The organism is Streptomyces sp. NPDC005402 (assembly GCF_040606575.1).
In the GTDB taxonomy this organism is placed as follows: domain Bacteria; phylum Actinomycetota; class Actinomycetes; order Streptomycetales; family Streptomycetaceae; genus Streptomyces.
Genome location: NZ_JBEXFB010000003.1, coordinates 1 through 20,880 on the forward strand (window position 1 = coordinate 1; position 20,880 = coordinate 20,880).

At 71.1% G+C, this 20,880-nt stretch carries 24 protein-coding genes; 16 read left to right on the forward strand and 8 right to left on the reverse strand.

Annotated elements, in window-relative coordinates; all coding sequences use genetic code 11:
- Positions 1 to 232 precede the first annotated feature (232 nt).
- Positions 233 to 1,864: a phospho-sugar mutase gene (locus ABZT02_RS05845; protein ID WP_356014631.1), complete on the forward strand. Its 1,632-nt coding sequence runs from the start codon at positions 233 to 235 to the stop codon at positions 1,862 to 1,864.
- A gap of 519 nt (positions 1,865 to 2,383) precedes the next feature.
- Here the strand turns inward: ABZT02_RS05845 and ABZT02_RS05850 are convergent.
- Positions 2,384 to 2,692: a hypothetical protein gene (locus tag ABZT02_RS05850; RefSeq protein ID WP_356014633.1), complete on the reverse strand. Its 309-nt coding sequence runs from the start codon at positions 2,690 to 2,692 to the stop codon at positions 2,384 to 2,386.
- Positions 2,693 to 3,075: 383 nt separating this feature from the next.
- A complete protein-coding gene (locus tag ABZT02_RS05855; RefSeq protein WP_356014635.1) occupies positions 3,076 to 3,747 on the reverse strand; it encodes a PH domain-containing protein in 672 nt (223 codons plus the stop codon).
- Between the two features lie 110 nt (positions 3,748 to 3,857).
- Between ABZT02_RS05855 and deoC the strand changes: the two genes are divergently transcribed.
- The 5 genes from deoC (at position 3,858) to ABZT02_RS05880 (ending at position 7,761) form a co-directional block, all read left to right on the forward strand.
- The gene (gene deoC, locus ABZT02_RS05860) at positions 3,858 to 4,817 is read left to right on the forward strand and encodes a deoxyribose-phosphate aldolase (RefSeq protein WP_356014638.1); all 960 of its coding nucleotides are present in this window, start codon (positions 3,858 to 3,860) and stop codon (positions 4,815 to 4,817) included.
- Positions 4,818 to 4,822: 5 nt separating this feature from the next.
- Entirely contained in the window at positions 4,823 to 6,265 is a 1,443-nt protein-coding gene (locus tag ABZT02_RS05865; protein WP_356014640.1) for an aldehyde dehydrogenase family protein, read from the forward strand.
- On the forward strand, positions 6,258 to 7,145 hold the full coding sequence (locus ABZT02_RS05870) for an aldehyde dehydrogenase family protein (protein WP_356014642.1): 888 nt from the start codon (positions 6,258 to 6,260) through the stop codon (positions 7,143 to 7,145). Before ABZT02_RS05865 ends, ABZT02_RS05870 begins: the two co-directional genes overlap by 8 nt.
- 115 nt (positions 7,146 to 7,260) lie before the next feature.
- Entirely contained in the window at positions 7,261 to 7,509 is a 249-nt protein-coding gene (locus ABZT02_RS05875) for a type II toxin-antitoxin system Phd/YefM family antitoxin (RefSeq protein ID WP_356014644.1), read from the forward strand.
- The gene (locus tag ABZT02_RS05880) at positions 7,510 to 7,761 is read left to right on the forward strand and encodes a type II toxin-antitoxin system RelE/ParE family toxin (protein ID WP_356014646.1); all 252 of its coding nucleotides are present in this window, start codon (positions 7,510 to 7,512) and stop codon (positions 7,759 to 7,761) included.
- A gap of 61 nt (positions 7,762 to 7,822) precedes the next feature.
- On the opposite strand, the gene ABZT02_RS05885 is transcribed toward ABZT02_RS05880, so the two are convergent.
- Positions 7,823 to 8,218, reverse strand: a complete 396-nt coding sequence (locus ABZT02_RS05885) for a hypothetical protein (RefSeq protein WP_356015517.1) — start codon at positions 8,216 to 8,218, stop codon at positions 7,823 to 7,825.
- A gap of 60 nt (positions 8,219 to 8,278) precedes the next feature.
- Here ABZT02_RS05885 and ABZT02_RS05890 point away from each other — a divergent pair, with 60 nt between their 5' ends.
- Together ABZT02_RS05890 and ABZT02_RS05895 are read left to right on the forward strand one after the other, a co-directional pair.
- Positions 8,279 to 8,983, forward strand: coding sequence for a uridine kinase (locus ABZT02_RS05890; protein WP_356014648.1), 705 nt, complete (start codon positions 8,279 to 8,281; stop codon positions 8,981 to 8,983).
- 89 nt (positions 8,984 to 9,072) lie between these two features.
- Positions 9,073 to 9,405: a DUF6281 family protein gene (locus ABZT02_RS05895; protein WP_356014650.1), complete on the forward strand. Its 333-nt coding sequence runs from the start codon at positions 9,073 to 9,075 to the stop codon at positions 9,403 to 9,405.
- A gap of 148 nt (positions 9,406 to 9,553) precedes the next feature.
- On the opposite strand, the gene ABZT02_RS05900 is transcribed toward ABZT02_RS05895, so the two are convergent.
- Positions 9,554 to 10,333 carry a SigE family RNA polymerase sigma factor gene (locus tag ABZT02_RS05900; RefSeq protein ID WP_356014652.1) on the reverse strand — a complete coding sequence of 260 codons (780 nt, stop codon included), beginning with the start codon at positions 10,331 to 10,333 and terminating at the stop codon, positions 9,554 to 9,556.
- A 230-nt stretch (positions 10,334 to 10,563) separates the two neighbouring features.
- Between ABZT02_RS05900 and afsQ1 the strand changes: the two genes are divergently transcribed.
- The 5 genes from afsQ1 to ABZT02_RS05925 all read left to right on the forward strand — a co-directional run bounded on the left by afsQ1 (position 10,564) and on the right by ABZT02_RS05925 (position 14,406).
- Positions 10,564 to 11,241, forward strand: a complete 678-nt coding sequence (afsQ1, locus tag ABZT02_RS05905) for a two-component system response regulator AfsQ1 (protein ID WP_020118753.1) — start codon at positions 10,564 to 10,566, stop codon at positions 11,239 to 11,241.
- Positions 11,238 to 12,815, forward strand: coding sequence for a HAMP domain-containing sensor histidine kinase (locus ABZT02_RS05910; protein ID WP_356014655.1), 1,578 nt, complete (start codon positions 11,238 to 11,240; stop codon positions 12,813 to 12,815). Before afsQ1 ends, ABZT02_RS05910 begins: the two co-directional genes overlap by 4 nt.
- The gene (locus ABZT02_RS05915; RefSeq protein WP_356014657.1) at positions 12,812 to 13,465 is read left to right on the forward strand and encodes a hypothetical protein; all 654 of its coding nucleotides are present in this window, start codon (positions 12,812 to 12,814) and stop codon (positions 13,463 to 13,465) included. Before ABZT02_RS05910 ends, ABZT02_RS05915 begins: the two co-directional genes overlap by 4 nt.
- Positions 13,466 to 13,558: 93 nt before the next feature.
- Complete coding sequence (locus ABZT02_RS05920) at positions 13,559 to 14,110, forward strand: VanZ family protein (protein ID WP_356014659.1); 552 nt, start codon at positions 13,559 to 13,561, stop codon at positions 14,108 to 14,110.
- Between the two features lie 95 nt (positions 14,111 to 14,205).
- The gene (locus ABZT02_RS05925; RefSeq protein WP_020141249.1) at positions 14,206 to 14,406 is read left to right on the forward strand and encodes a PspC domain-containing protein; all 201 of its coding nucleotides are present in this window, start codon (positions 14,206 to 14,208) and stop codon (positions 14,404 to 14,406) included.
- Between the two features lie 80 nt (positions 14,407 to 14,486).
- Here ABZT02_RS05925 and ABZT02_RS05930 read toward each other — a convergent pair whose 3' ends face one another.
- Positions 14,487 to 14,849 (reverse strand): ATP-binding protein, encoded by a 363-nt coding sequence (locus tag ABZT02_RS05930; RefSeq protein ID WP_356014662.1) that lies wholly within the window; start codon positions 14,847 to 14,849, stop codon positions 14,487 to 14,489.
- 137 nt (positions 14,850 to 14,986) lie between these two features.
- Positions 14,987 to 16,150, reverse strand: coding sequence for an adenosine deaminase (locus ABZT02_RS05935; protein ID WP_356014664.1), 1,164 nt, complete (start codon positions 16,148 to 16,150; stop codon positions 14,987 to 14,989).
- Between the two features lie 113 nt (positions 16,151 to 16,263).
- Here ABZT02_RS05935 and ABZT02_RS05940 point away from each other — a divergent pair, with 113 nt between their 5' ends.
- Entirely contained in the window at positions 16,264 to 17,025 is a 762-nt protein-coding gene (locus ABZT02_RS05940; protein ID WP_356014666.1) for an alpha/beta hydrolase, read from the forward strand.
- A gap of 1 nt (position 17,026) precedes the next feature.
- On the opposite strand, the gene ABZT02_RS05945 is transcribed toward ABZT02_RS05940, so the two are convergent.
- Entirely contained in the window at positions 17,027 to 17,977 is a 951-nt protein-coding gene (locus ABZT02_RS05945; protein WP_356014668.1) for a LysR family transcriptional regulator, read from the reverse strand.
- A 63-nt stretch (positions 17,978 to 18,040) separates the two neighbouring features.
- On the opposite strand from ABZT02_RS05945, the gene ABZT02_RS05950 reads away from it, so the two are divergent.
- A complete protein-coding gene (locus ABZT02_RS05950; protein WP_356014670.1) occupies positions 18,041 to 19,309 on the forward strand; it encodes an MFS transporter in 1,269 nt (422 codons plus the stop codon).
- 294 nt (positions 19,310 to 19,603) lie between these two features.
- The gene (locus tag ABZT02_RS05955) at positions 19,604 to 20,620 is read left to right on the forward strand and encodes a sigma-70 family RNA polymerase sigma factor (RefSeq protein ID WP_356014672.1); all 1,017 of its coding nucleotides are present in this window, start codon (positions 19,604 to 19,606) and stop codon (positions 20,618 to 20,620) included.
- Here the strand turns inward: ABZT02_RS05955 and ABZT02_RS05960 are convergent.
- A complete protein-coding gene (locus ABZT02_RS05960; protein WP_356014674.1) occupies positions 20,504 to 20,848 on the reverse strand; it encodes an STAS domain-containing protein in 345 nt (114 codons plus the stop codon). The two genes, ABZT02_RS05955 and ABZT02_RS05960, sit on opposite strands and share 117 nt — an antisense overlap.
- Positions 20,849 to 20,880: the final 32 nt, after the last annotated feature.

Here is a 20,880-nt window from a genome sequence, read left to right on the forward strand (position 1 = left end):
CCGCCCGCAGCGGCCGGCGTCCGTCACCGAGCCCCTCTGAAGCAGCCGAGCCGCCGGACCGAGGACGGACACCCCCCACCCCGGCCCCGACCCACAACGCACCCGCATGCGCTACACAAGCCCCCACCGAAGCCGAACCAGGCCGCCGCAGGCACCCAGGGGCGCGGGGAACTGCGCAAAACGCCCGCCCCCACCAAGCCGCACAAGAACCGCCCAACCGCCGGAGGCAACCGTGCACGACGATCTCATCGCCCGGGCCAGGACCTGGCTCGCCGAGGACCCCGACCCGGACACCCGCGACGAGCTCGCGGGGCTCATCGAGGCCGGAGACGTCACCGAACTCGCCGCCCGCTTCAGCGGCACCCTCCAGTTCGGCACCGCCGGTCTCCGCGGCGAACTCGGCGCGGGACCGATGCGCATGAACCGCGCGGTCGTCATCCGGGCCGCCGCCGGTCTCGCCGCGTACCTCAAGAAGCAGGGCAGCACCGACGGCCTCGTGGTCATCGGCTACGACGCCCGCCACAAGTCCGCCGACTTCGCGCGGGACACCGCGGCCGTGATGACCGGCGCGGGCCTCAGGGCGGCGGTCCTCCCCCGTCCCCTCCCCACCCCCGTCCTCGCCTACGCGATAAGGCACCTCGGCGCGGTGGCCGGCGTGGAGGTCACCGCCAGCCACAACCCGCCCCGCGACAACGGCTACAAGGTCTACCTCGGCGACGGCTCCCAGATCGTCCCGCCGGCCGACGCGGACATCGCCGCGGAGATCGCCGCGATCGCCTCCCTGAACGACGTCCCGCGCCCCGACACCGGCTGGGAGACCCTCGACGACAGCGTCCTCGACGCCTACCTCGCCCGCACGGACGCCGTACTCGCCGCCGGCTCCCCCCGCACCGCCCGCACCGTCTACACGGCGATGCACGGCGTCGGCAAGGACACCCTCCTCGCCGCCTTCGCCCGCGCCGGCTTCCCCGCCCCGGAACTCGTCGCCGAACAGGCCGAGCCCGACCCCGACTTCCCGACCGTCGCCTTCCCCAACCCGGAAGAGCCCGGCGCGATGGACCTCGCCTTCGCGAAGGCGAGGGAGACGGACCCGGACCTGATCATCGCGAACGACCCCGACGCGGACCGCTGCGCGGTGGCGGTCAAGGAGGACGGCGCCTGGCGCATGCTGCGTGGCGACGAGGTGGGCGCGCTCCTCGCCGCCCACCTGGTGGCCCGCGGAGCACAGGGCACCTTCGCCGAGTCGATCGTCTCCTCCTCCCTCCTCGGCAGGATCGCCGAGAAGGCGGGCCTCCCCTACGAGGAGACCCTCACCGGCTTCAAGTGGATCGCCCGCGTGGAGGGCCTGCGCTACGGCTACGAGGAGGCCCTCGGCTACTGCGTGGACCCCGAGGGCGTACGGGACAAGGACGGCATCACCGCGGCCCTGCTCATCACGGAGCTCGCCTCCGAGCTGAAGGAACGGAACCGTACGCTTCCCGACCTCCTCGACGACCTCGCCGTGACCCACGGCCTGCACGCCACGGACCAGCTCTCCGTGCGCGTGGAGGACCTGTCGGTCATCGCCCGGGCGATGAAGCAGCTCCGCGAACACCCGCCGACCGAGCTCGCGGGCCTGGCCATCACCCGGGCCGAGGACCTCACGCAGGGCACGGACAGGCTGCCGCCCACCGACGGCCTGCGCTACACGCTGGACGGCGCCCGCGTCATCGTCCGCCCGAGCGGCACCGAGCCCAAGCTGAAGTGCTACCTGGAAGTGGTCGTCCCGGTCGCCACCCACGCCGACCTCCCGGCGGCCCGCACCAGGGCGACCGACCTCCTGACCACCATCAAGCGGGACCTGTCGACGGCGGCGGGCATCTGACTCCGCCGCCAACGGCCATCAGCTGAACCGGTCAGCGCCCCCTTGCAACGGAACCCACCGACGGCGACCGGCAGCGGAACACCGGCGCTGACCGGCGGCCGACTGAACCCGCCGACGCCGACCGGCAGCTGAGCCTGTCGGCGGCAACCGGGATCTGCACCGACCGCCCTGCACCTGCACCCGCCGGCGGCGAGGAGCTGAGCGTCGGCACCGAGCGGCAGCTGAACCTGTCGGCGGCGACCCGACATCCGAACCGGTCAGCGACCGCCCTGCACCCGCACCCGCACCCGCACCCGCACCCGCACCCGCCGCCAACGGCCGACGTCAGGGCATCGGCGCTGACCCACAGCTGAGCCGGGCCGGCCACGGCCTCGCACCCGGGCCGGTCACCGGGGACCCGACGAAACGCGGCTCCCGAGGTGACGGAACACGCGGAGTGGCGTCAGCGGACCGGACAAGCGTGTGGCGCCACCCGTCCCTGCAACGGGACGGGCAGCGCCACACGTCGAAACCGGAAAACTATCCGGGGAACGGCTTGCTCGCGTCGTCGTCAGCCTTGATGCACGCGTCGAGCTTCTTCTGCAGGGCGGCCGCGTCGTTGAGCGCCTTCCTGGCCGCCGCGGTCTCCCCCAGCTGCTTCAGCTTCGCGGCCTTGGCCTTGAGGTTGGCGATCTGCTGGCGCAGCTGGCTCGTGTTGCAGGTGACGGACGCCTTGACCGACACCTCGCCCCGGTCGGCCGACATGGCGGCGTGAGCGGGTACCGACGTGATGAAAAAGCCTCCGACGATGGCCGCGGAAACGGCCAGAACGGAAAAGCGCTTGGTCATGAGTGTTCCCCCATATTGGGCTTGCGTGGTCGGAGTGGATCTTACAAAGCCCTTGTGACTCACCAGAACCGGGCCCGGGATCCGCCGGCCAAGTGGCCCTGCCGAGGCGGGAATCCAACGGACACGTCACCTGTGGAGCCGGAATCAACATTTTTGGGGGAATCCGGCCCACCCCGGCGACCCCGTGGGACGCGGACTACTACCTCGGCATCGCCGACCACGGCCACTTCCCCCGGGCCCGCCCCCGATCCCCCGTCGGCGCTGGGTTCGGCCTACTGAGGCGCCTACACGGCACCAGTACCCCTCAGGGGTGCGGGGACCGCGCGTACAGCCTCACGGCGCAGCAGACGCCCCGCCACACCCGCGTGGCACTCCGAGACGGGTCACCCCACCACCGCGAGGATCGTCAGCAGCACCGCCCCGGCCACCGCGGGCCCCACGATCTCGTACGCCCACCGCACGGAGACCTCGCCCTGGGAGGTCTTCGCCTTCCCCCGGGCCTCCAGCAGCTCGCGCAGCTCGTCCATGATCTTGTCGGTCTCCGCCCGGGTGGGCCCCTCCGGGACGGGCGCACGGCCCCCGAAGCCGTCCGCCTGCATTCCACCGCCGAACAGGCCGAGGCCCCTGCCGGAACCGCGCGCGTCGGACGGCCGGGCCGCCTGCCGGGCCGTCTGCCGCGCCGCCTTCTTGCGGCCGCGCAGGGAGACCGGGATCGCCCACAGCTGGTACTTGCCCCCGGACTTGACGAACAGCTCGTTCGAGTAGCTGGAGCGGAACATCTCGACCTCGCCCCACGGCACGACGATCACGCGGAAGGGGTTGCGGATGCGCAGCCGGTGGTCGTTCGCGAAGACGGCCGGGCGCAGGGTGAACGCGATCACCAGCGGTACGGCGAGGATCAGGGCGGCGAGCGCGAGCCACGGCGTGCGGCCGGTGCCGGAGACGACGGCGTCGATGCCGAGCCAGCCGATGATGACGAGGAGGAGGAAGCCGCCGATCAGTGCCATGGGTGAGCGGTAGATGCGGTCCCTGGACTCGGGGGGTGCGGTCGTCATGGGGCCGATCCTAAGCGCCGTCCGGCTCGGTGCCCGTGTGCGGGTGCCCTCAGAACCCGCTGTCCGGGGTGTACAGCCGCTACGCGCGTAGATATGCTCGTCTGGTGACCATGCCCACCACTGCATCAGCCGCACACCCGCTCAGGGACGTGACCGCGTCCGACAGCACGCTGCGCCGGTTCCTTCACGGGCTGCCCGGCGTGGACGCGGTCGGCCTGGAGGCGCGTGCCGCCTCTCTCGGTACGCGTTCCATCAAGACGACCGCGAAGGCGTACGCCATCGACCTCGCCATCTCGATGGTCGACCTGACGACGCTGGAAGGCGCGGACACCCCGGGCAAGGTCCGGGCGCTCGGCGCCAAGGCGGTCCGCCCCGACCCGACCGACCGGACAACCCCCGCCGCGGCCGCGGTCTGCGTCTATCCGGACATGGTGGCCGTCGCCAAGGAGGCCGTCGCCGGTTCCGGCGTGAAGGTCGCCTCGGTGGCCACCGCGTTCCCGGCCGGCCGCGCCGCCCTCGACGTGAAGCTGGCCGACGTGCGCGACGCCGTCGCCGCCGGTGCCGACGAGGTCGACATGGTCATCGACCGCGGGGCGTTCCTCGCGGGCCGGTACCTGAAGGTGTACGACGAGATCGTCGCCGTGCGCGAGGTCTGCGGTACGGCCGCCCGGCTCAAGGTCATCTTCGAGACCGGCGAGCTGTCGACGTACGACAACATCCGCCGCGCGAGCTGGCTCGGCATGCTGGCGGGCGCGGACTTCATCAAGACGTCCACCGGCAAGGTCGCGGTCAACGCCACTCCCGCGAACACCCTCCTCATGCTGGAGGCGGTGCGTGACTTCCGCGCCCAGACCGGCGTCCAGGTGGGCGTGAAGCCGGCCGGCGGCATCCGTACGTCCAAGGACGCGATCAAGTTTCTCGTCCTGGTCAACGAGACCGTGGGCGAGGACTGGCTGGACAACCACTGGTTCCGCTTCGGCGCCTCCTCGCTCCTGAACGATCTGCTGATGCAGCGTCAGAAGCTGGCCACCGGCCGCTACTCCGGCCCCGACTACGTGACGGTGGACTGATCACCATGGCACCTGCATCCGCATTCGAGTACGCACCCGCACCCGAGTCCCGCTCGGTCGTCGACATCGCGCCCTCCTACGGGCTGTTCATCGACGGCGAGTTCGTGGACTCGGCCGACGGCAAGGTCTTCAAGACCGTCTCGCCGTCCACCGAGGAGGTCCTCTCCGAGGTCGCCCAGGCCGGTTCCGAGGACGTCGACCGCGCGGTGAAGGCCGCCCGCAGGGCCTTCGAGAAGTGGTCGGCGCTGCCCGGCTCCGAGCGCGCCAAGTACCTGTTCCGCATCGCCCGGATCATCCAGGAACGCAGCCGCGAGCTCGCCGTCCTGGAGACCCTGGACAACGGCAAGCCGATCAAGGAGACGCGCGACGCCGACCTGCCCCTGGTCGCGGCGCACTTCTTCTACTACGCGGGCTGGGCCGACAAGCTGGAGCACGCGGGCTACGGACCGCACCCGAAACCCCTCGGCGTGGCCGGCCAGGTCATCCCCTGGAACTTCCCGCTCCTGATGCTGGCCTGGAAGATCGCCCCGGCCCTCGCGACCGGCAACACCGTTGTCCTCAAGCCCGCCGAGACGACCCCCCTCTCCGCCCTCTTCTTCGCGGACGTCTGCCGCCAGGCGGGCCTGCCCCGGGGTGTCGTCAACATCCTTCCGGGCTACGGCGACACGGGAGCCGCGCTCGTCGCGCACCCGGACGTGAACAAGGTGGCCTTCACCGGCTCCACGGCCGTCGGCAAGGAGATCGCGCGCACGGTCGCCGGCACCCGCAAGAAGCTCACCCTCGAACTGGGCGGCAAGGGCGCCAACATCGTCTTCGACGACGCCCCGATCGACCAGGCGGTGGAGGGGATCGTCAACGGCATCTTCTTCAACCAGGGCCAGGTCTGCTGCGCGGGCTCCCGCCTCCTCGTCCAGGAGTCGATCCAGGACGAGCTGCTGGACTCGCTCAAGCGCCGCCTGTCCACCCTGCGCCTCGGCGACCCGCTGGACAAGAACACCGACATCGGCGCGATCAACTCCGCCGAACAGCTCTCGCGGATCACCTCGCTCGTCGAGAAGGGCGCGGCCGAGGGCGCCGAGCCCTGGTCCCCGGAGTGTGAACTCCCGTCCTCCGGCTACTGGTTCGCCCCGACGCTCTTCACGAACGTCACCCAGGCGCACACCATCGCCCGCGACGAGATCTTCGGCCCGGTCCTGTCGGTCCTCACCTTCCGCACCCCGGACGAGGCCGTCGCCAAGGCCAACAACACCCAGTACGGCCTCTCGGCGGGCATCTGGACCGAGAAGGGTTCGAGGATCCTCGCCGTGGCGAACAAGCTGCGCGCGGGTGTCGTCTGGTCCAACACGTTCAACAAGTTCGACCCGACCTCGCCGTTCGGCGGGTACAAGGAGTCGGGCTTCGGCCGCGAGGGCGGCCGCCACGGCCTGGAGGCGTACCTCGATGTCTGACCGACTTTCCGTGCTGAAGACCTACAAGCTGTACGTCGGCGGGAAGTTCCCGCGTTCCGAGAGCGGCCGGGTGTACGAGGTGACCGACGCAAAGGGCAAGTGGCTGGCGAACGCGCCGCAGTCGAGCCGTAAGGACGCCCGTGACGCGGTCGTGGCCGCGCGCAAGGCGTTCGGCGGCTGGTCCGGCGCGACGGCGTACAACCGCGGCCAGGTCCTCTACCGCGTCGCGGAGATGCTGGAGGGCCGCAGGGCGCAGTTCGTCCACGAGGTGGCCGACGCCGAGGGCCTGTCGAAGTCCAGGGCGGCGGAGCAGGTCGCGGCGACGATCGACCGCTGGGTCTGGTACGCGGGCTGGACCGACAAGATCGCCCAGGTGGTCGGCGGCGGCAACCCGGTGGCGGGCCCGTACTTTAACCTGTCCTCCCCCGAACCGACGGGCGTGGTGGCCGTCCTGGCCCCGCAGGAGTCGTCGTTCCTGGGCCTGGTCTCGGTACTGGCTCCGGTGATCGCGACGGGCAACACGGCGATCGTGGTGGCCTCCGAGAGGTCCCCCCTGCCCGCCCTCTCCCTGGGTGAGGTCCTGGCCACCTCGGACGTCCCCGGAGGCGTGGTCAACGTCCTCTCGGGCCGCACGGCGGAGATCGCGACTCCCCTCGCCTCCCACCAGGACGTCAACGCGATCGACCTGGCGGGCGCGGACGAGATCCTGGCCAAGGAGCTGGAGATCGCGGCGGCGGACAACCTGAAGCGCGTCCTGCGTCCACAGCCTGTGGACGACTGGACGGCGACTCCGGGCATCGACCGCCTGACGGCCTTCCTGGAGACGAAGACGGTCTGGCACCCGACGGGTTCGCTGGGAGCGTCCGGCTCCGCGTACTGACGCCAGAGCCCGCTCCCGGCCAGTCGCGCCTCCCCCGTCCGGGAGAGGCGCGACCCATCACCCTCCAGGGTGAATCAACTGCACACTAGATTCAACTTATGTCACCATGTGCCCCATGGTTGAGATCGCTATCAGCGCAGCCCGTTCCCAACTCGGCGACCTGGTCCGTCGCGCCGCCCACGGCCGCGAGACCATCGCCCTCACCGACCACGGACACGTGGCCGCGCTTCTCGTGTCGCCACAGGTGATAGAGGACCTCGAAGACGCCCTGGCGGTCGCCGACTATCGGCGCCGCAAGGCAGAGGGCACACTCGGGCCGGGCATCCCTCACGAAGAGGTCGGCCGAATGCTGGGGCTGCGCTGAGTGACGTACTCCATCATCTGGGAGCCGCCCGCTACGAATGCCGCCGTGCGCTTCCTCAAGGAAGACCCCACAGGCCTGGCCGCCGTCTACGAGGCCGTCGACGCGCTCGCCACCCAGCCACGCCCGGCGGATTCCGTCCCTTACGGATCTCCGGACATCCGCCGCCTCCACGTCGGCGACTACAGGGTCCTGTACGTAATCGATGATGAGGTGATCCACATCATGGTCGCCCACCTCGGCCGCACCCCCTGATCCAACCGAGAGCCGCGTCCCTCGTCCTTCCCGGGGGCGCGGCTCTCCGCCTCACCAACCGTCAGCCGTTCGGCAACCCCGCCACCTGCCCCACCACCGGCATGCTCCCGATCGACTGCGCCTGTGCGACCGGCCGGGTCAACGCCTGCGAAGTCAGCGGCTTGAAGTCGGCGACCTGCGTCCCGACCCCGTTGTCGAGCGGGTCGACCCCCGTCCCCGCCAGCGGGTTCGGCTTGAGACCGGCGACCGGCCCGGTGACATGGCCGACCGTACCGGTGAGGGACCGAAGCCCGGCCTGGGGATCGACGTCACCCAGCGAGGTCGGCCGGGTGTGCAGCGCGTCGACGACCGACTCGGTGTCCGCGGCGGCCGCCCCGGCGCCTGCGCCGAGAGCGACACCCGCGGCGGCGAGAGCGGTGAGCGTGCGCTGGGCGGTCGGGTTCGCGTGTCGGGCCATCATTTCTGCCACCTTTTCCGTGCACTGGGTAAGCGTGTCGACACGAAGGGTAGTTGAGGTGTGACGCACGCTTCAAAGCCAACCCGCGGGGTCGATGAACAGCGGGTGAATGCCTCACACTGGTGTCCCGTGAGTCCCCAACCGCCCATACCGATGCGAGTCGTGCTGCTCTGCGGCCCCTCCGGCTCCGGCAAGTCCCTTCTCTCGGCCCGGTCCGGTCTTCCGGTTCTGAGGCTCGACGACTTCTACAAGGAAGGCGACGACCCGACACTGCCGCTGGTGGCGGGGAGCTCCGACATCGACTGGGACCACCCTCTTTCGTGGGACGCGGACACCGCGGTGGCGGCGATCGTCGACCTGTGCCGCACGGGCCGTACGAAGATCCCGGTCTACGACATCTCGTTGAGCGCCCGCACCGGCGAGGAGGCGGTCGAGATGGGCCGGACCCCGCTGTTCATCGCGGAGGGCATCTTCGCCGCCGAGATCGTCACCCGCTGCCGGGAACTCGGGGTCTTGGCCGACGCGCTGTGCCTGAGCCGGGGTCCGGTGCGCACGTTCCGGCGCAGGTTCCTGCGGGATCTGCGCGAGGGCCGCAAGTCCGTGCCGTTCCTGCTGCGCCGCGGCTGGCGGCTGATGCGCCTGGAGCGCTCGATCATCGCCCGCCAGACCGCGCTGGGCGCCCACCGCTGCGACAAGGACGAGGCGCTCGGCCGTCTCGCCGCCGCGGCGGCGGGTCGCCGACCGGCGGCGACTCCGGCGGCCTGAGCGGGCCGGCCGAGCGACGCCCGGCCGAACGACTTCGGCGCCTTCTCCGTCGTAGGACCGGAAACAGGTCCCCGCGGGAAAGGAAGCCGATGACGAATGTGCGCCTGGTCATGGCGGTGGCGATGCTGGTGGCGGCCGTCGGCTGCACGGCGGACACGGCGGACGGCGAGGCCGCGTCCTCCTGTGCGGGGTTGGTGACCTTCGAGGACCGGCGCTATCTGCCCAGCGACAAGGCCGACTTCACCGCGGGCGAGAAGCTGGGCACCGCCACGATCGCCGCGTGCGACGACACGCCGGGCGACTCCGGGGGCAGCGTCCTAGAGGACACGACCACCGCGTACGCCGTAGAGGGACGGGCTCCCGCCGACGCCGTCGCCGTCGGTGACACGCGCGCCGGGGCGAGGCTCGTGGAGATCCGCTGAGCACACACCAAAGCGGGACCGGACGGACCCCCCGGCCCTCCGGTCCCGCTTCTCGGTGCTTCCCCCGTGATCCCCGTTGATCCCCCCACGGGTACCGGCCCCCCAGCCGGTACCCCTGGTCCCCCGTTTCCTTGCTTTCCCCCCACCTTCAGGCGACGAGCTCCCCGAAGGCGTTCTCCTCGTCACGGCCGAAGCTGAGGACCTCGTCCTCACGCAGGCGGCGCAGGGACCGCCAGATGCTGGACTTCACCGTGCCGACACTGATGTCGAGGATCTCCGCGATCTCCGGGTCGGTGCGGCCCTCGTAGTACCGGAGGACCAGCATCGTGCGCTGGAGTTCGGGGAGCCGGGCGAGCGCCTGCCACAGGACCGCGCGCAGTTCGGTGCCGCGCATCGCGTCCGTGTCGCCGGGCGTCTCCGGCAGTTCCTCGGTCGGGTATTCGTTCAGCTTGCGGCGGCGCCACGCGCTGATGTGCAGGTTGGTCATGGTGCGGCGGAGGTAGCCCCCCACCGCGGCCTTGTCGCTGATCCGGTCCCAGGCCCTGTACGTCGAGAACAGCGCGCTCTGCAGCAGGTCCTCGGCCTCGAAGCGGTCACCGGTCAGGTGGTAGGCGGTGGCGTACAGGGAGGCGCGGCGCTCCTGGACGTAGGCGGTGAACTCCGCCTCCGACAGCGAGTGACGCTCCCCCGTGTCCTCCCTGTACGACGATCCCCCGTGCGATTCCCCCGTGATGGTGTCAACCACCGACATGTACCCGGTGTGCTGACGCCCGGTGCCGCGAGCGCACCCCCGCCCTCCCCCACGCTCGGCTACGCTCGCGCGGGAGGGACCCCCATCCGCACCGGACTTCTCAGAACCCCGGCCCCCGTTCACGTCGTGCAGCCGCGTGACCACTGCGCTGGTGCTGATGCTGTGCAGCGTGTTCATCTCGCGCCCCCCGTCGTGGACTTCCGGTGTTCGGTCCGTTCGGGCGGTGCTGCCCTGCCCGATGCCGAAAAGCTTGCCCTCGCACCTTCATGGCCGTGTCCGCCGACTGTCACAGACCTGTCACAGGGGCCCGTCTCAGGAATTGCACAGCGGACCCACGGATGAGTGCCGTACGGACTCCGTGTGCCCACAGGTCGAACCGCACCCCCTCCATGGGCCAGAATGAGCCCGTGCCTTCCCTGTTGCTGATCGAGGACGACGACGCCATCCGTACGGCCCTGGAGCTGAGCCTCACGCGCCAGGGTCACCGGGTTGCCACCGCTGCCACCGGTGAGGACGGCCTCAAACTGCTGCGTGAGCAGCGGCCGGACCTGATCGTGCTGGACGTGATGCTGCCCGGCATCGACGGGTTCGAGGTGTGCCGGCGCATCCGGCGCACGGACCAGCTGCCGATCATCCTGCTCACCGCGCGCAACGACGACATCGACGTGGTGGTCGGACTGGAGTCCGGCGCCGACGACTATGTCGTCAAGCCGATCCAGGGGCGGGTCCTGGACGCCCGGATCCGGGCCGTGCTGCGGCGCGGTGAACGCGAGTCGACCGACGCGGCGAGCTTCGGCTCCCTGGTCATCGACCGCGCGGCCATGACCGTGACGAAGAACGGCGAGGACCTCCAGCTCACCCCGACCGAGCTCAGGCTGCTCCTGGAGCTGAGCCGGCGGCCCGGCCAGGCGCTGTCCCGCCAGCAGTTGCTGCGGCTCGTGTGGGAGCACGACTACCTCGGTGACTCGCGCCTGGTGGACGCATGTGTGCAGCGGCTGCGCGCCAAGGTCGAGGACGTGCCCTCGTCCCCGACGCTGATCCGTACCGTGCGGGGCGTGGGTTACCGGCTGGACACGCCTCAGTGACCGAAGCGCAAGGGGGGATCCGCGACTGGTTCGCGGCTCGCAAGGGTGTGGGGTCACGGCTGCGCTTCACCAGTCTGCGGCTGCGACTCGTCGTCGTCTTCGGCCTGGTGGCGCTGACCGCCGCCGTGTCCGCGTCCGGAATCGCCTACTGGCTCAACCGCGAGGCGGTGCTCACCCGCGCCCAGGACGCGGTCCTGCGGGACTTCCAGCAGGAGATGCAGAACCGCGCGGGCGCCCTGCCGGAGGACCCCACCCAGGACGAACTCCAGCAGGCGGCCGGGCAGATGGCGGGCAGCAGCCAGCGCTTCGGTGTGCTGCTCGTGTCGTCCGACGCCAACGGCCGGACGCTGTACGGCAATTCGGGCGCCCTGGACGGCTTCACCCTCCAGGACGTGCCGGTCTCGCTGCGCGAGGCGGTGAACGAGAAGCAGAAGGTCGACTCCGCCAACAAGTACGCCTACCACCTGTACTGGCAGCGGACCGTCGACCACGACACCCCGTATCTGGTCGCCGGTACGCGGGTGATCGGCGGTGGCCCGACCGGGTACATGCTCAAGTCCCTGGAGCCGGAGGCCAAGGACCTCAACTCCCTCGCCTGGTCGCTGGGGATCGCCACCGGGCTCGCCCTGATCGGCTCCGCGCTGCTCGCGCAGGCCGCCGCGACGACCGTACTGAAGCCGGTGCACCGGCTGGGAGTCGCCGCCCGGCGGCTCGGCGAGGGCAGGCTGGACACCCGGCTCAGGGTGTCGGGGACCGACGAACTCGCCGACCTGTCAAGGACGTTCAACTACGCGGCCGAGGCGCTCGAGAAGCGGGTCGAGGACATGTCGGCCCGCGACAACGCGTCCCGGCGGTTCGTCGCGGACATGAGCCATGAACTGCGGACGCCGCTCACCGCGATCACGGCCGTGACGGAGATCCTGGAGGAGGAGCTGGAGGCGGAGTCCGGCTCGATGGACCCGATGATCGAGCCGGCCGTGCGGCTGGTGGTCAGCGAGACGCGCCGCCTCAACGACCTCGTCGAGAACCTCATGGAGGTCACCCGCTTCGACGCGGGCACGGCCCGGCTGGTGCTGGACGACGTAGACCTGGCCGACCAGATCACCGCGTGCATCGACGCGCGGGCGTGGCTGGACGCGGTGGACCTGGACGCCGAGCGCGGCATCCACGCCCGCCTCGACCCGCGGCGCCTCGACGTGATCCTGGCCAACCTGATCGGCAACGCGCTGAAGCACGGCGGCTCCCCGGTGCGGGTCTCGGTGCGTGCCGCGGCCGACGAGGTCGTCATCGGGGTGCGCGACCACGGCCCCGGCATCCCCGAGGACGTCCTCCCGCATGTCTTCGACCGCTTCTACAAGGCCAGCGCCTCCCGCCCCCGCTCCGAGGGCAGCGGCCTCGGCCTCTCGATCGCCCTGGAGAACGCCCACATCCACGGGGGTGAGATCACCGCGGCGAACTCCCCCGACGGAGGTGCCGTCTTCACGCTGCGGCTTCCCCGGGACGCCTCGGAGCTGGCGGAGCAGCTCATGGAGGCCAAGAAGGACGGCAGCGGCGCGAAGAAGGGGGAGGCATGAAGCCCACACGGGAACGTAACCAGGGAGCGGACGCGCCGCGCGCCGGGCGGAACACGCGGCGGCTGCTTGCGCTCCCCCTGCTCGGTCTGCTGGTCGCAGGCTGCGGGATCCGGCCCACCGAGGTGCCCACCGACTTCGGGCCGGCGCCCTCACGGGTGCGGTGTTCGCTGTCCGAGCCGAACGCCGCGAAGCCTGCCTCGCGCGGACTCGCCGTCCAGGTGTTCCTGCTGTGCGGGGCGTCGCTGGTGACCGTCGACCGCACCCTCACCGTCCCGGACGGGACCGCCGACTCCGAGCGGCGGGTCCTGGTCGCGCAAGGACTTCTCGACCAGCTCGCCGAGACCCCGTCGGCGGCCGAGCGGGACGCCGGGTACCAGACGTATGTGCGCGGCGGCACGACCGTCGGCGGGCCGCGCCCCAAGGACCCCGAGGACACGCTCCGGCTGAGCACCCCGCCCACCGAGCTCTCCGCCTACGCCCTCGCCCAGGTCGTGTGCACCTTCTCCGACTCGGCCGCGGCCCAGGGCGACGGCTCCGTCATCCTGGGCGGCCCCACGACCACGCCCCCGCGCCGCTACGACTGCACGGACGAGGTCCGTTCCCGGCCGGGCAGTCGGCAGCCCCCGTCGACCGAGGTGACGGGCGGCTGACGCGGGGCCGGCCACCACATGTGGCGCAGACCTCACCCAGGTACCTCGTGGTGTTCCGGAACCGATCGTGCCGAGCGGGGCGTCTACGGGGGCGTGCAGCGTCAAGGCTTCGTCGGCGGCAATGCCGCCCTTCGCGTCCGTGTGGCAGGAGGTGCCCTCCTGGTCGCACACCTCGCGTTCGTCGCCTGGCTCACGCTGCGTCCGCTGGACGTGCCCTGGGTCGTCCCCACCAACGTGCACCCGTTCGCCGGCATCCGCGCCGACCTCGCCCTCGGCGGGCGGGAGGCGGCCCGCCGGATCGGCGAGGGCCTCGCGCTCCTGGCCCCGCTCGGCTTCCTGCTCCCGATGGTGCACGGCCGCCTGTGGGCGTCCCCCGTCGGTTCCCTGGTCCGCACCTGTGCCGCGGGCGCGCTGATCTCCCTGGGAATAGAGCTGCTCCAGACCGGCGTCCCCGGCCGGGTCCTCGACATCGACTCGCTGTTCCTGAACACCGCGGGCGTCGCCCTCGCGCACCTCGTGGTCGTGCCGGCGGTCCGCCGCTCGCTCCGCCGCATGACCGACCGCCACCGGCGTACCACCGTCCGCCAGGAGGAGCCGGCTCAGGGTAGGACCCCGACGATTCCCAGGGTCGGGGTCGCACCGTAGAGCGACGTTTCGTGCCGTTCGTCTCCGTAGCGTTGAAGACAGCTGGAAAGGGTCACCCGGACCCGACCACAACCAACGCTCACGAAGGAGCCGCAATGTCCCGCCTCGCCCGCCCCACCAACGGCCGCATGATCGGCGGAGTGTGTGCCGCGCTGGCACGGCGCTTCGGCACCTCCGCGACCACGATGCGCGTGATCTTCCTGGTGTCCTGTCTGCTGCCCGGCCCCCAGTTCCTGCTCTACATCGCGCTGTGGATCCTGTTCCCCTCGGAGGAGAAGGCGCAGACCGCCTGGTGACACCCCTGCGCGTACGCCGATGGGGCGCACCCCGAGACCACGGGGCGCGCCCCATCGGCGCGTGCGAGGAACGGCGGGACTCAGCCGACCGGCAGGCCGTTGAGGCCGTTGCCGTCGCCGTTGCCGGGCAGGAGCTGGCCGATCGGCAGGCCGCCGAGGAGACCGGCGAGGGGGCTGGTCGGACCGTCGGAGAGGGCCCTTTGGACGGCGGGCTGCGCGACCGCGAGGCCGGTGCCGACCGCCGGCTGGGCCTGCGCCAGCGCCTCACCGGCACCCGGAAGCGCCTTGGCGACGTTCTCGGTGGGGAGCCCCTGGGAGACGGAACCGAGCGCCTGGGGGGCGTTCGGGACCGCCGGAGCCGCGTTCGCGGCACCCGCGCCGGCGGCGGCGAAGGCGGCACCGAGGGCGGCGACACCGAGGGTCTTGGCAGCAGACTGCTTCATGAAATGCGTCCTCGAAATGGTTTTGCGGAATGTCAGCGGTTCATGACCGTAAACACGGGAACCTGCCCGCCGCAAACATCGAAATGCGGACGGATGGTGAACACCCGCCCGCATTCCGTACACGAGGTTTTCCCCGCTCAGTCCTCCTCGGCCACAGAACCGCTGGTGGAGGCGGTCTGCTGGAACAGCCATTCGGACTTCAGCTCGGCATATCCGGGCTTGATGACGTCATTGATCATCGCAAGTCGTTCATCGAAAGGAATGAACGCTGATTTCATCGCATTGACGGAGAACCACTGCATGTCGTCGAGCGAATAACCGAACGCGTCGACAAGATGCTCGAATTCCCGGCTCATGCTGGTCCCGGACATCAGCCGGTTGTCGGTGTTCACGGTGGCCCGGAAGTGCAGCCGCCGCAGCAGCCCGATCGGGTGCTCGGCGTACGACGACGCGGCCCCGGTCTGGAGATTGGAGCTGGGACACAGCTCCAGCGGGATCCGCTTGTCCCGGACGTAGGAGGCGAGCCGCCCGAGCTTGACCGTGCCGTCCTCGTGGACCTGGATGTCGTCGATGATGCGCACACCGTGCCCGAGGCGGTCGGCCCCGCACCACTGGAGGGCCTGCCAGATGGACGGCAGCCCGAAGGCCTCACCGGCGTGGATCGTGAAGTGGTTGTTCTCGCGCTTGAGGTACTCGAAGGCGTCGAGGTGCCGGGTGGGCGGGTAGCCGGCCTCCGCGCCCGCGATGTCGAACCCGACGACGCCCAGGTCGCGGTAGCGGTTGGCGAGTTCGGCGATCTCCAGGGCACGGGCCGCGTGCCGCATGGCGGTGAGCAGGGCGCCGACGCGGATGCGGTGGCCGTTCGCCCTGGCCCTGCGCTCGCCTTCCCGGAAGCCCTCGTTGACGGCCTCGACGACCTCTTCGAGGGTCAGCCCCTTCTCCAGGTGCTGCTCGGGGGCGTACCGCACCTCGGCGTAGACGACGCCGTCCTCGGCGAGGTCCTCGGCGCACTCGGCGGCGACGCGGGTGAGCGCCTCACGGGTCTGCATGACGCCGACGGTGTGCGAGAAGGTCTCCAAGTACCGCTCCAGCGAACCGGAGTCGGCGGCTTCGCGGAACCAGTCGCCCAGCCGGTCCGCGTCGGTCTCGGGGAGCTGGGTGTACCCGGCGTCCCGGGCGAGGTCGACGATCGTGCCGGGGCGCAGCCCGCCGTCGAGGTGATCGTGCAGCAGAACCTTGGGCGCCCGGCGGATCTGGTCCGAGCTCGGGGCGTTCCCCATCCGGTCAGTCTGGCTCGTCATCCTGGCACTCTAACTCCTACGCGCGTAGAGCGCCCGCTGTACGAATCCGCCGATACGTAACGGTGACCGCCCTGCCCCGTGTCGTACACCCGCGCTTCTGACACTGTTCTGTCATGGCACAGCAAGCGACGCCGGTTCGCAGCGCCCGACTGGGCAGGACACTCGGCCCGGAGCCGGCGGCGGTGAGCGGGGTGGTGCTGCTCCTCCCGGGCGGCGACGAAACCTCTCTGCGCAGACCCGCCTCGATGCGACTCCCCTCCGCCGTAAGGGCGTTGGGACGACGACTCGCCCGTGCGGGGCACGCCGACGGGCTCGCGGCACACCTGGTGCACTACCGCTATCGCGGGTGGAACGGCAGCGAGGCGCATCTCGCGCACGACGCGACCTGGGCCGCCGACGAGGTCGTACGACGCTACGGCGACGTCCCCGTGTCCCTGGTCGGCGTCGACATGGGCGCCCGGGCGGCACTGCGCGCGGGTGGGCATGAGGCCGTCAACTCCGTTGTCGCGGTTGCTCCTTGGCTGCCCGAGGAGGATGTGGCGGCGAGCCCCGAACCGGTCAAACAGCTCGTGGGGCGGCGGGTGTTGATCGTGCACGGGACCAACGACGAGCAGGCGGACCCCGAGTTGTCGTTCCGGCTCGCGTCCCGGGCGAAGAAGGCGAACCGGGAGGTGTGCCGGTTCGAGGTGCACTCCGACGGGCACCGGCTGCATCAGTACCGGACCGAAGTGCAGGCGCTGACCGAGGACTTCGTGATGGGGGCGTTGTTCGGGCGGGTGCTGTCCCGGCCGGTGCAGGACGCGCTGGCCGCGCCGCCGCCGCTGGGGCTGCGGATGCCGCTCGCTTCCGGGTTCGGGCGCCGGCGTCGGCGGTAGGTCAGGGCAGCAGGTTCCCCCTTCTCGACAGCAGGAACTTCTTGAACGCGGCCACCGGCGGGGTGTCCGGGTGGCCGTCGAGCCAGGCGACGCCGATCTCGCGGGCCGCTCGTGGCGCCGTGACCGTCAGTTCCACGACTCCTGGGCGGGGAAAGGCGGGCGGCGGCAGCAGGGCGACACCCAGCCCCGCCGCCACCAGGCCCCGCAGCGTCTCCGCCTCCTCCCCCTCGAAGGCGATCCTCGGCTTGAAGCCGGCCTCCTGGCAGAGGTCGTCGGTGATGCGGCGCAGGCCGTAGCCGGGCTCCAGGGTGACGAAGGACTCCTCGGCGGCCTCGGCGAGGCGCACCCGCCTGCGGGCCGCGAGGGGGTGGTCGGCGGGCACCACGAGCCGCAGCTTCTGTTCGTCGAGGCGCCGGGCGACGAGGTCGGGGGCGTCCGGGACCGGGGAGGTCAGACACAGGTCCAGTTCCCCGGCCCGCAGCCGCTCGATCATCGCCTCGCCGTAGTTCTGGACCAGGCTGAAGCGGACGCGGGGGTGGTCGGCGCGGAAGGCCCGGATGAGCCCGGGGACCGTCTCCGAGCCCATGGTGTGCAGGAAGCCGAAGGCGACCTTGCCGGTGGCCGGGTCGGCGTCGGCACGGACCTCGTCGGCGGCCCGCCGGATCTCGGCGAGGGCCCGTTCGACCGAGGCGAGGAAGGTGCGCCCGGCGGGGGTGAGGGAGACCGTGCGGCCGATGCGGGCGAAGAGGTCGACGCCGAGGTCCTGCTCGAGGCGGACCATGGCCCGGGAGAGCGTCGACTGGGGTACGTCCATCTCCTGGGCGGCGCGGGTGACGTGCTCGGTGCGGGCCACGCCGGCGAAGTGGGCGAGCCGCGGCGCCAACGACATCACCATGTCTTCTGTGTCACTGGACGGTGACAGGCGCGGCTGTGACCTCTGCTGATGCTCCATGGGAACGATTATGACGAATCCATGCATTGGACGGATGAGCAAAGTCGTACGTAACTTCGAGGCATGCCTGCCAGTACCGAGGCGTCCACCCGCGTGGTCGCCGTCTCCCCCGCCTCTGCCGTCGTCGACTCCCGTCTGACCCCGGGCGGCCCCGGCTACCGCCGGATGAGCTTCGCCCTCTTCCTCGCCGGTGTCGCGACCTTCGCGCTGCTGTACTCCACCCAGGCCCTTCTCCCGCTGATCTCGGGCGAGTTCGGGGTCGCGGCGAGCGAGGCGAGCTGGACGGTGGCGGCGGCGACCGGCGGACTGGCGCTGTTCGTGCTGCCGATGAGCGCCCTCTCCGAGCGCTTCGGACGCCGTACGGTCATGACGGCCTCGCTGGCGGTCGCGGTGACGGTCGGGATCCTGGTCCCCTTCGCGCCCTCGCTGCCCGCGCTGGTCGCGCTGCGGGCGGTGCAGGGCGCGGCCCTGGCCGGGCTGCCCGCCTCCGCGACGGCGTATCTCGCCGAGGAGGTCCGCCCGAAGGCACTGGTCACGGCGATCGGCCTGTTCGTCGCCGGCAACAGCGTCGGCGGGATGAGCGGCCGCGTCATCACCGGCTGGGTCGCGCAGGAGTGGGGCTGGCGGGTGGCCGTAGGGGTCATCGGCGCGATCGCGGTGGCCTGCGCGGTGGCGTTCCGCCTGCTGCTCCCGGCGCCGAAGCACTTCGTGGCGGGCTCGCTGCGGCCGGGTGTGCTGCTCGGCACGGTCCGTGGCCACCTGGCCGACCCGCTGCTGCGCCGCCTCTACGCCATCGGGGCGCTGTTCATGACGGTCTTCGGCGGCGTGTACACGGTGATCGGCTACCGGCTGACCGAGGCGCCCTTCTCGCTCCCCCAGGGCATCATCGGCTCGATCTTCCTGGTCTACCTGGTGGGCACGGTGTCCGCGTCGACGGCGGGCCGGCTCGTCGGCCGCCTGGGCCGCCGGGGCGCGCTGTACGCGGCGGGCGGTACGACGGCGGCGGGCCTGCTGCTGTCCCTGGCCGGCTCCCTGGCGCTGGTCCTGCTGGGTCTGGTCCTGATCACCGGCGGCTTCTTCGCGGGGCACGCGGTGGCGTCCTCCGCGGTCAGCAAGACGGCCACCCACGGCCGCGCCCAGGCCTCGGCCCTCTACCAGTCCGCCTACTACATCGGCTCCAGCGCGGGCAGCACGGTCGGCGCGCTCGCCTTCCACGCGGGCGGCTGGGCCGGAACGGTCGGGGTCGGACTGCTGGCGGTGCTCGGCGTGGTGTCGATCACCGTCCTCGGAACACGTGCGGCTCGGGCCCAGCAGCGGCTCGCGACGGCCTGAGCCGCACGTTGTGCTTCCCCTGGCCGGGGTCGGCCGGTCAGGGGATGCGATGTCACCTCGGACGCCGGACGGGCTGACTTCAGCCCGTCCGGCGTCCGAGGACGAGGCCCCTTCAGGGCCGATGGGGGTCCGGGGGCGCGGCCCCCAGGGATGGGACGGGTAGGGGCGGCGGGGGCGAAAAACCTCTGACCTGCACGTTCATCCACTCGGCACGCCATTGTCAGACCCCTGCGGTAGCTTCCAAGTACTGGGCGCAAAGGCGCGACACAGCACGGCCACAGGGGTGGGTGGACGATGACGGACGCTACGGCTACGACGACAGACCTGGACGTCAGGCTCGAGAAACACCGCACGGAGCTGACGGGGTACTGCTACCGCATGCTCGGTTCCTCCTTCGAGGCCGAGGACGCGGTGCAGGACACGATGGTGCGGGCCTGGCGGAGCTACGAGAAGTTCGAGGGCCGCTCCAGCCTCCGCTCCTGGCTCTACCGGATCGCGACCAACGTCTGTCTGGACATGCTGACGGCAGGCAACAAGCGCGCCCGCCCCATGGACCTCACGGAGTCGACACCCCTCTCCCAGGCCGCCCTCTCCCCCCGCCCCGACCACACCTGGCTGGAGCCGATGCCGGACAACCGCATCCTGCCGACGGTCGAGGACCCGGCGGAGGCCGCGGTCGCCAAGGAGACCGTGCGGCTCGCCTTCATGGCCGCCCTGCAGCAACTGCCGCCCAAGCAGCGGGCCGTGCTGATCCTGCGCGAGGTGCTGGCCTGGAAGGCGAGCGAGGTCGCCGAACTGCTCGACACCTCCGTCGCCTCGGTCAACAGCGCCCTCCAGCGGGCTCGCGCCACCCTCGCCGAGCGGGAGGAGCACGGCGCCGACGCGGCCGTGTCCGATCCGCTGGACGAGGAGCAGCAGAAACTCCTGGACCGCTATGTGAAGGCGTTCGAGGGGTACGACATGACGGCGCTGACGGCCCTCCTCCATGAGGACGCCATCATGACGATGCCGCCGTTCGACCTGTGGCTGACGGGCCACGACGACATCACGGGCTTCATGACGACCCTGGGCTCGGCCTGCGAGGGCTCGCGTCTGGTGCCGGTGCAGGTCAACGGGTTGCCGGGGTTCGCCCAGTACAAGCCGGACCCGGACAAGGGCGGCTACACCCCGTGGGCGGTCCAGGTGCTGGAGATCTCAGACGGCCGGCTCACCGGGTTCCATTTCTTCCTCGACACCCAGCGCTGGTTCCCCCTGTTCGGTCTGCCCCTCCACCTCGAAGCGGAGACCGACGAGGTCAAGGAGGGCGCGTAGCCCGGGGTCGGGGTCGCGCAGCCTGATCCGGCCCGCGGCGCGCCGGGCCGCGAGCTGGAGCCTGGCGAGCAGCTCGACGGTGCCGAGGCCCGGCGGCCCCAGCCCGGCGACATCGCACACCACGACCCCGGCGCCGGTCGTCCGCAACAGGGCCCGGACCTCGTCGCTCAGCGCCGCCACCTCGTCCCGGGTGACGGGGCCGGCCAACACGAGTACAGCGGGTGTCATGGCGTCCACGATCGGTAGACCTGGCGGGTGGG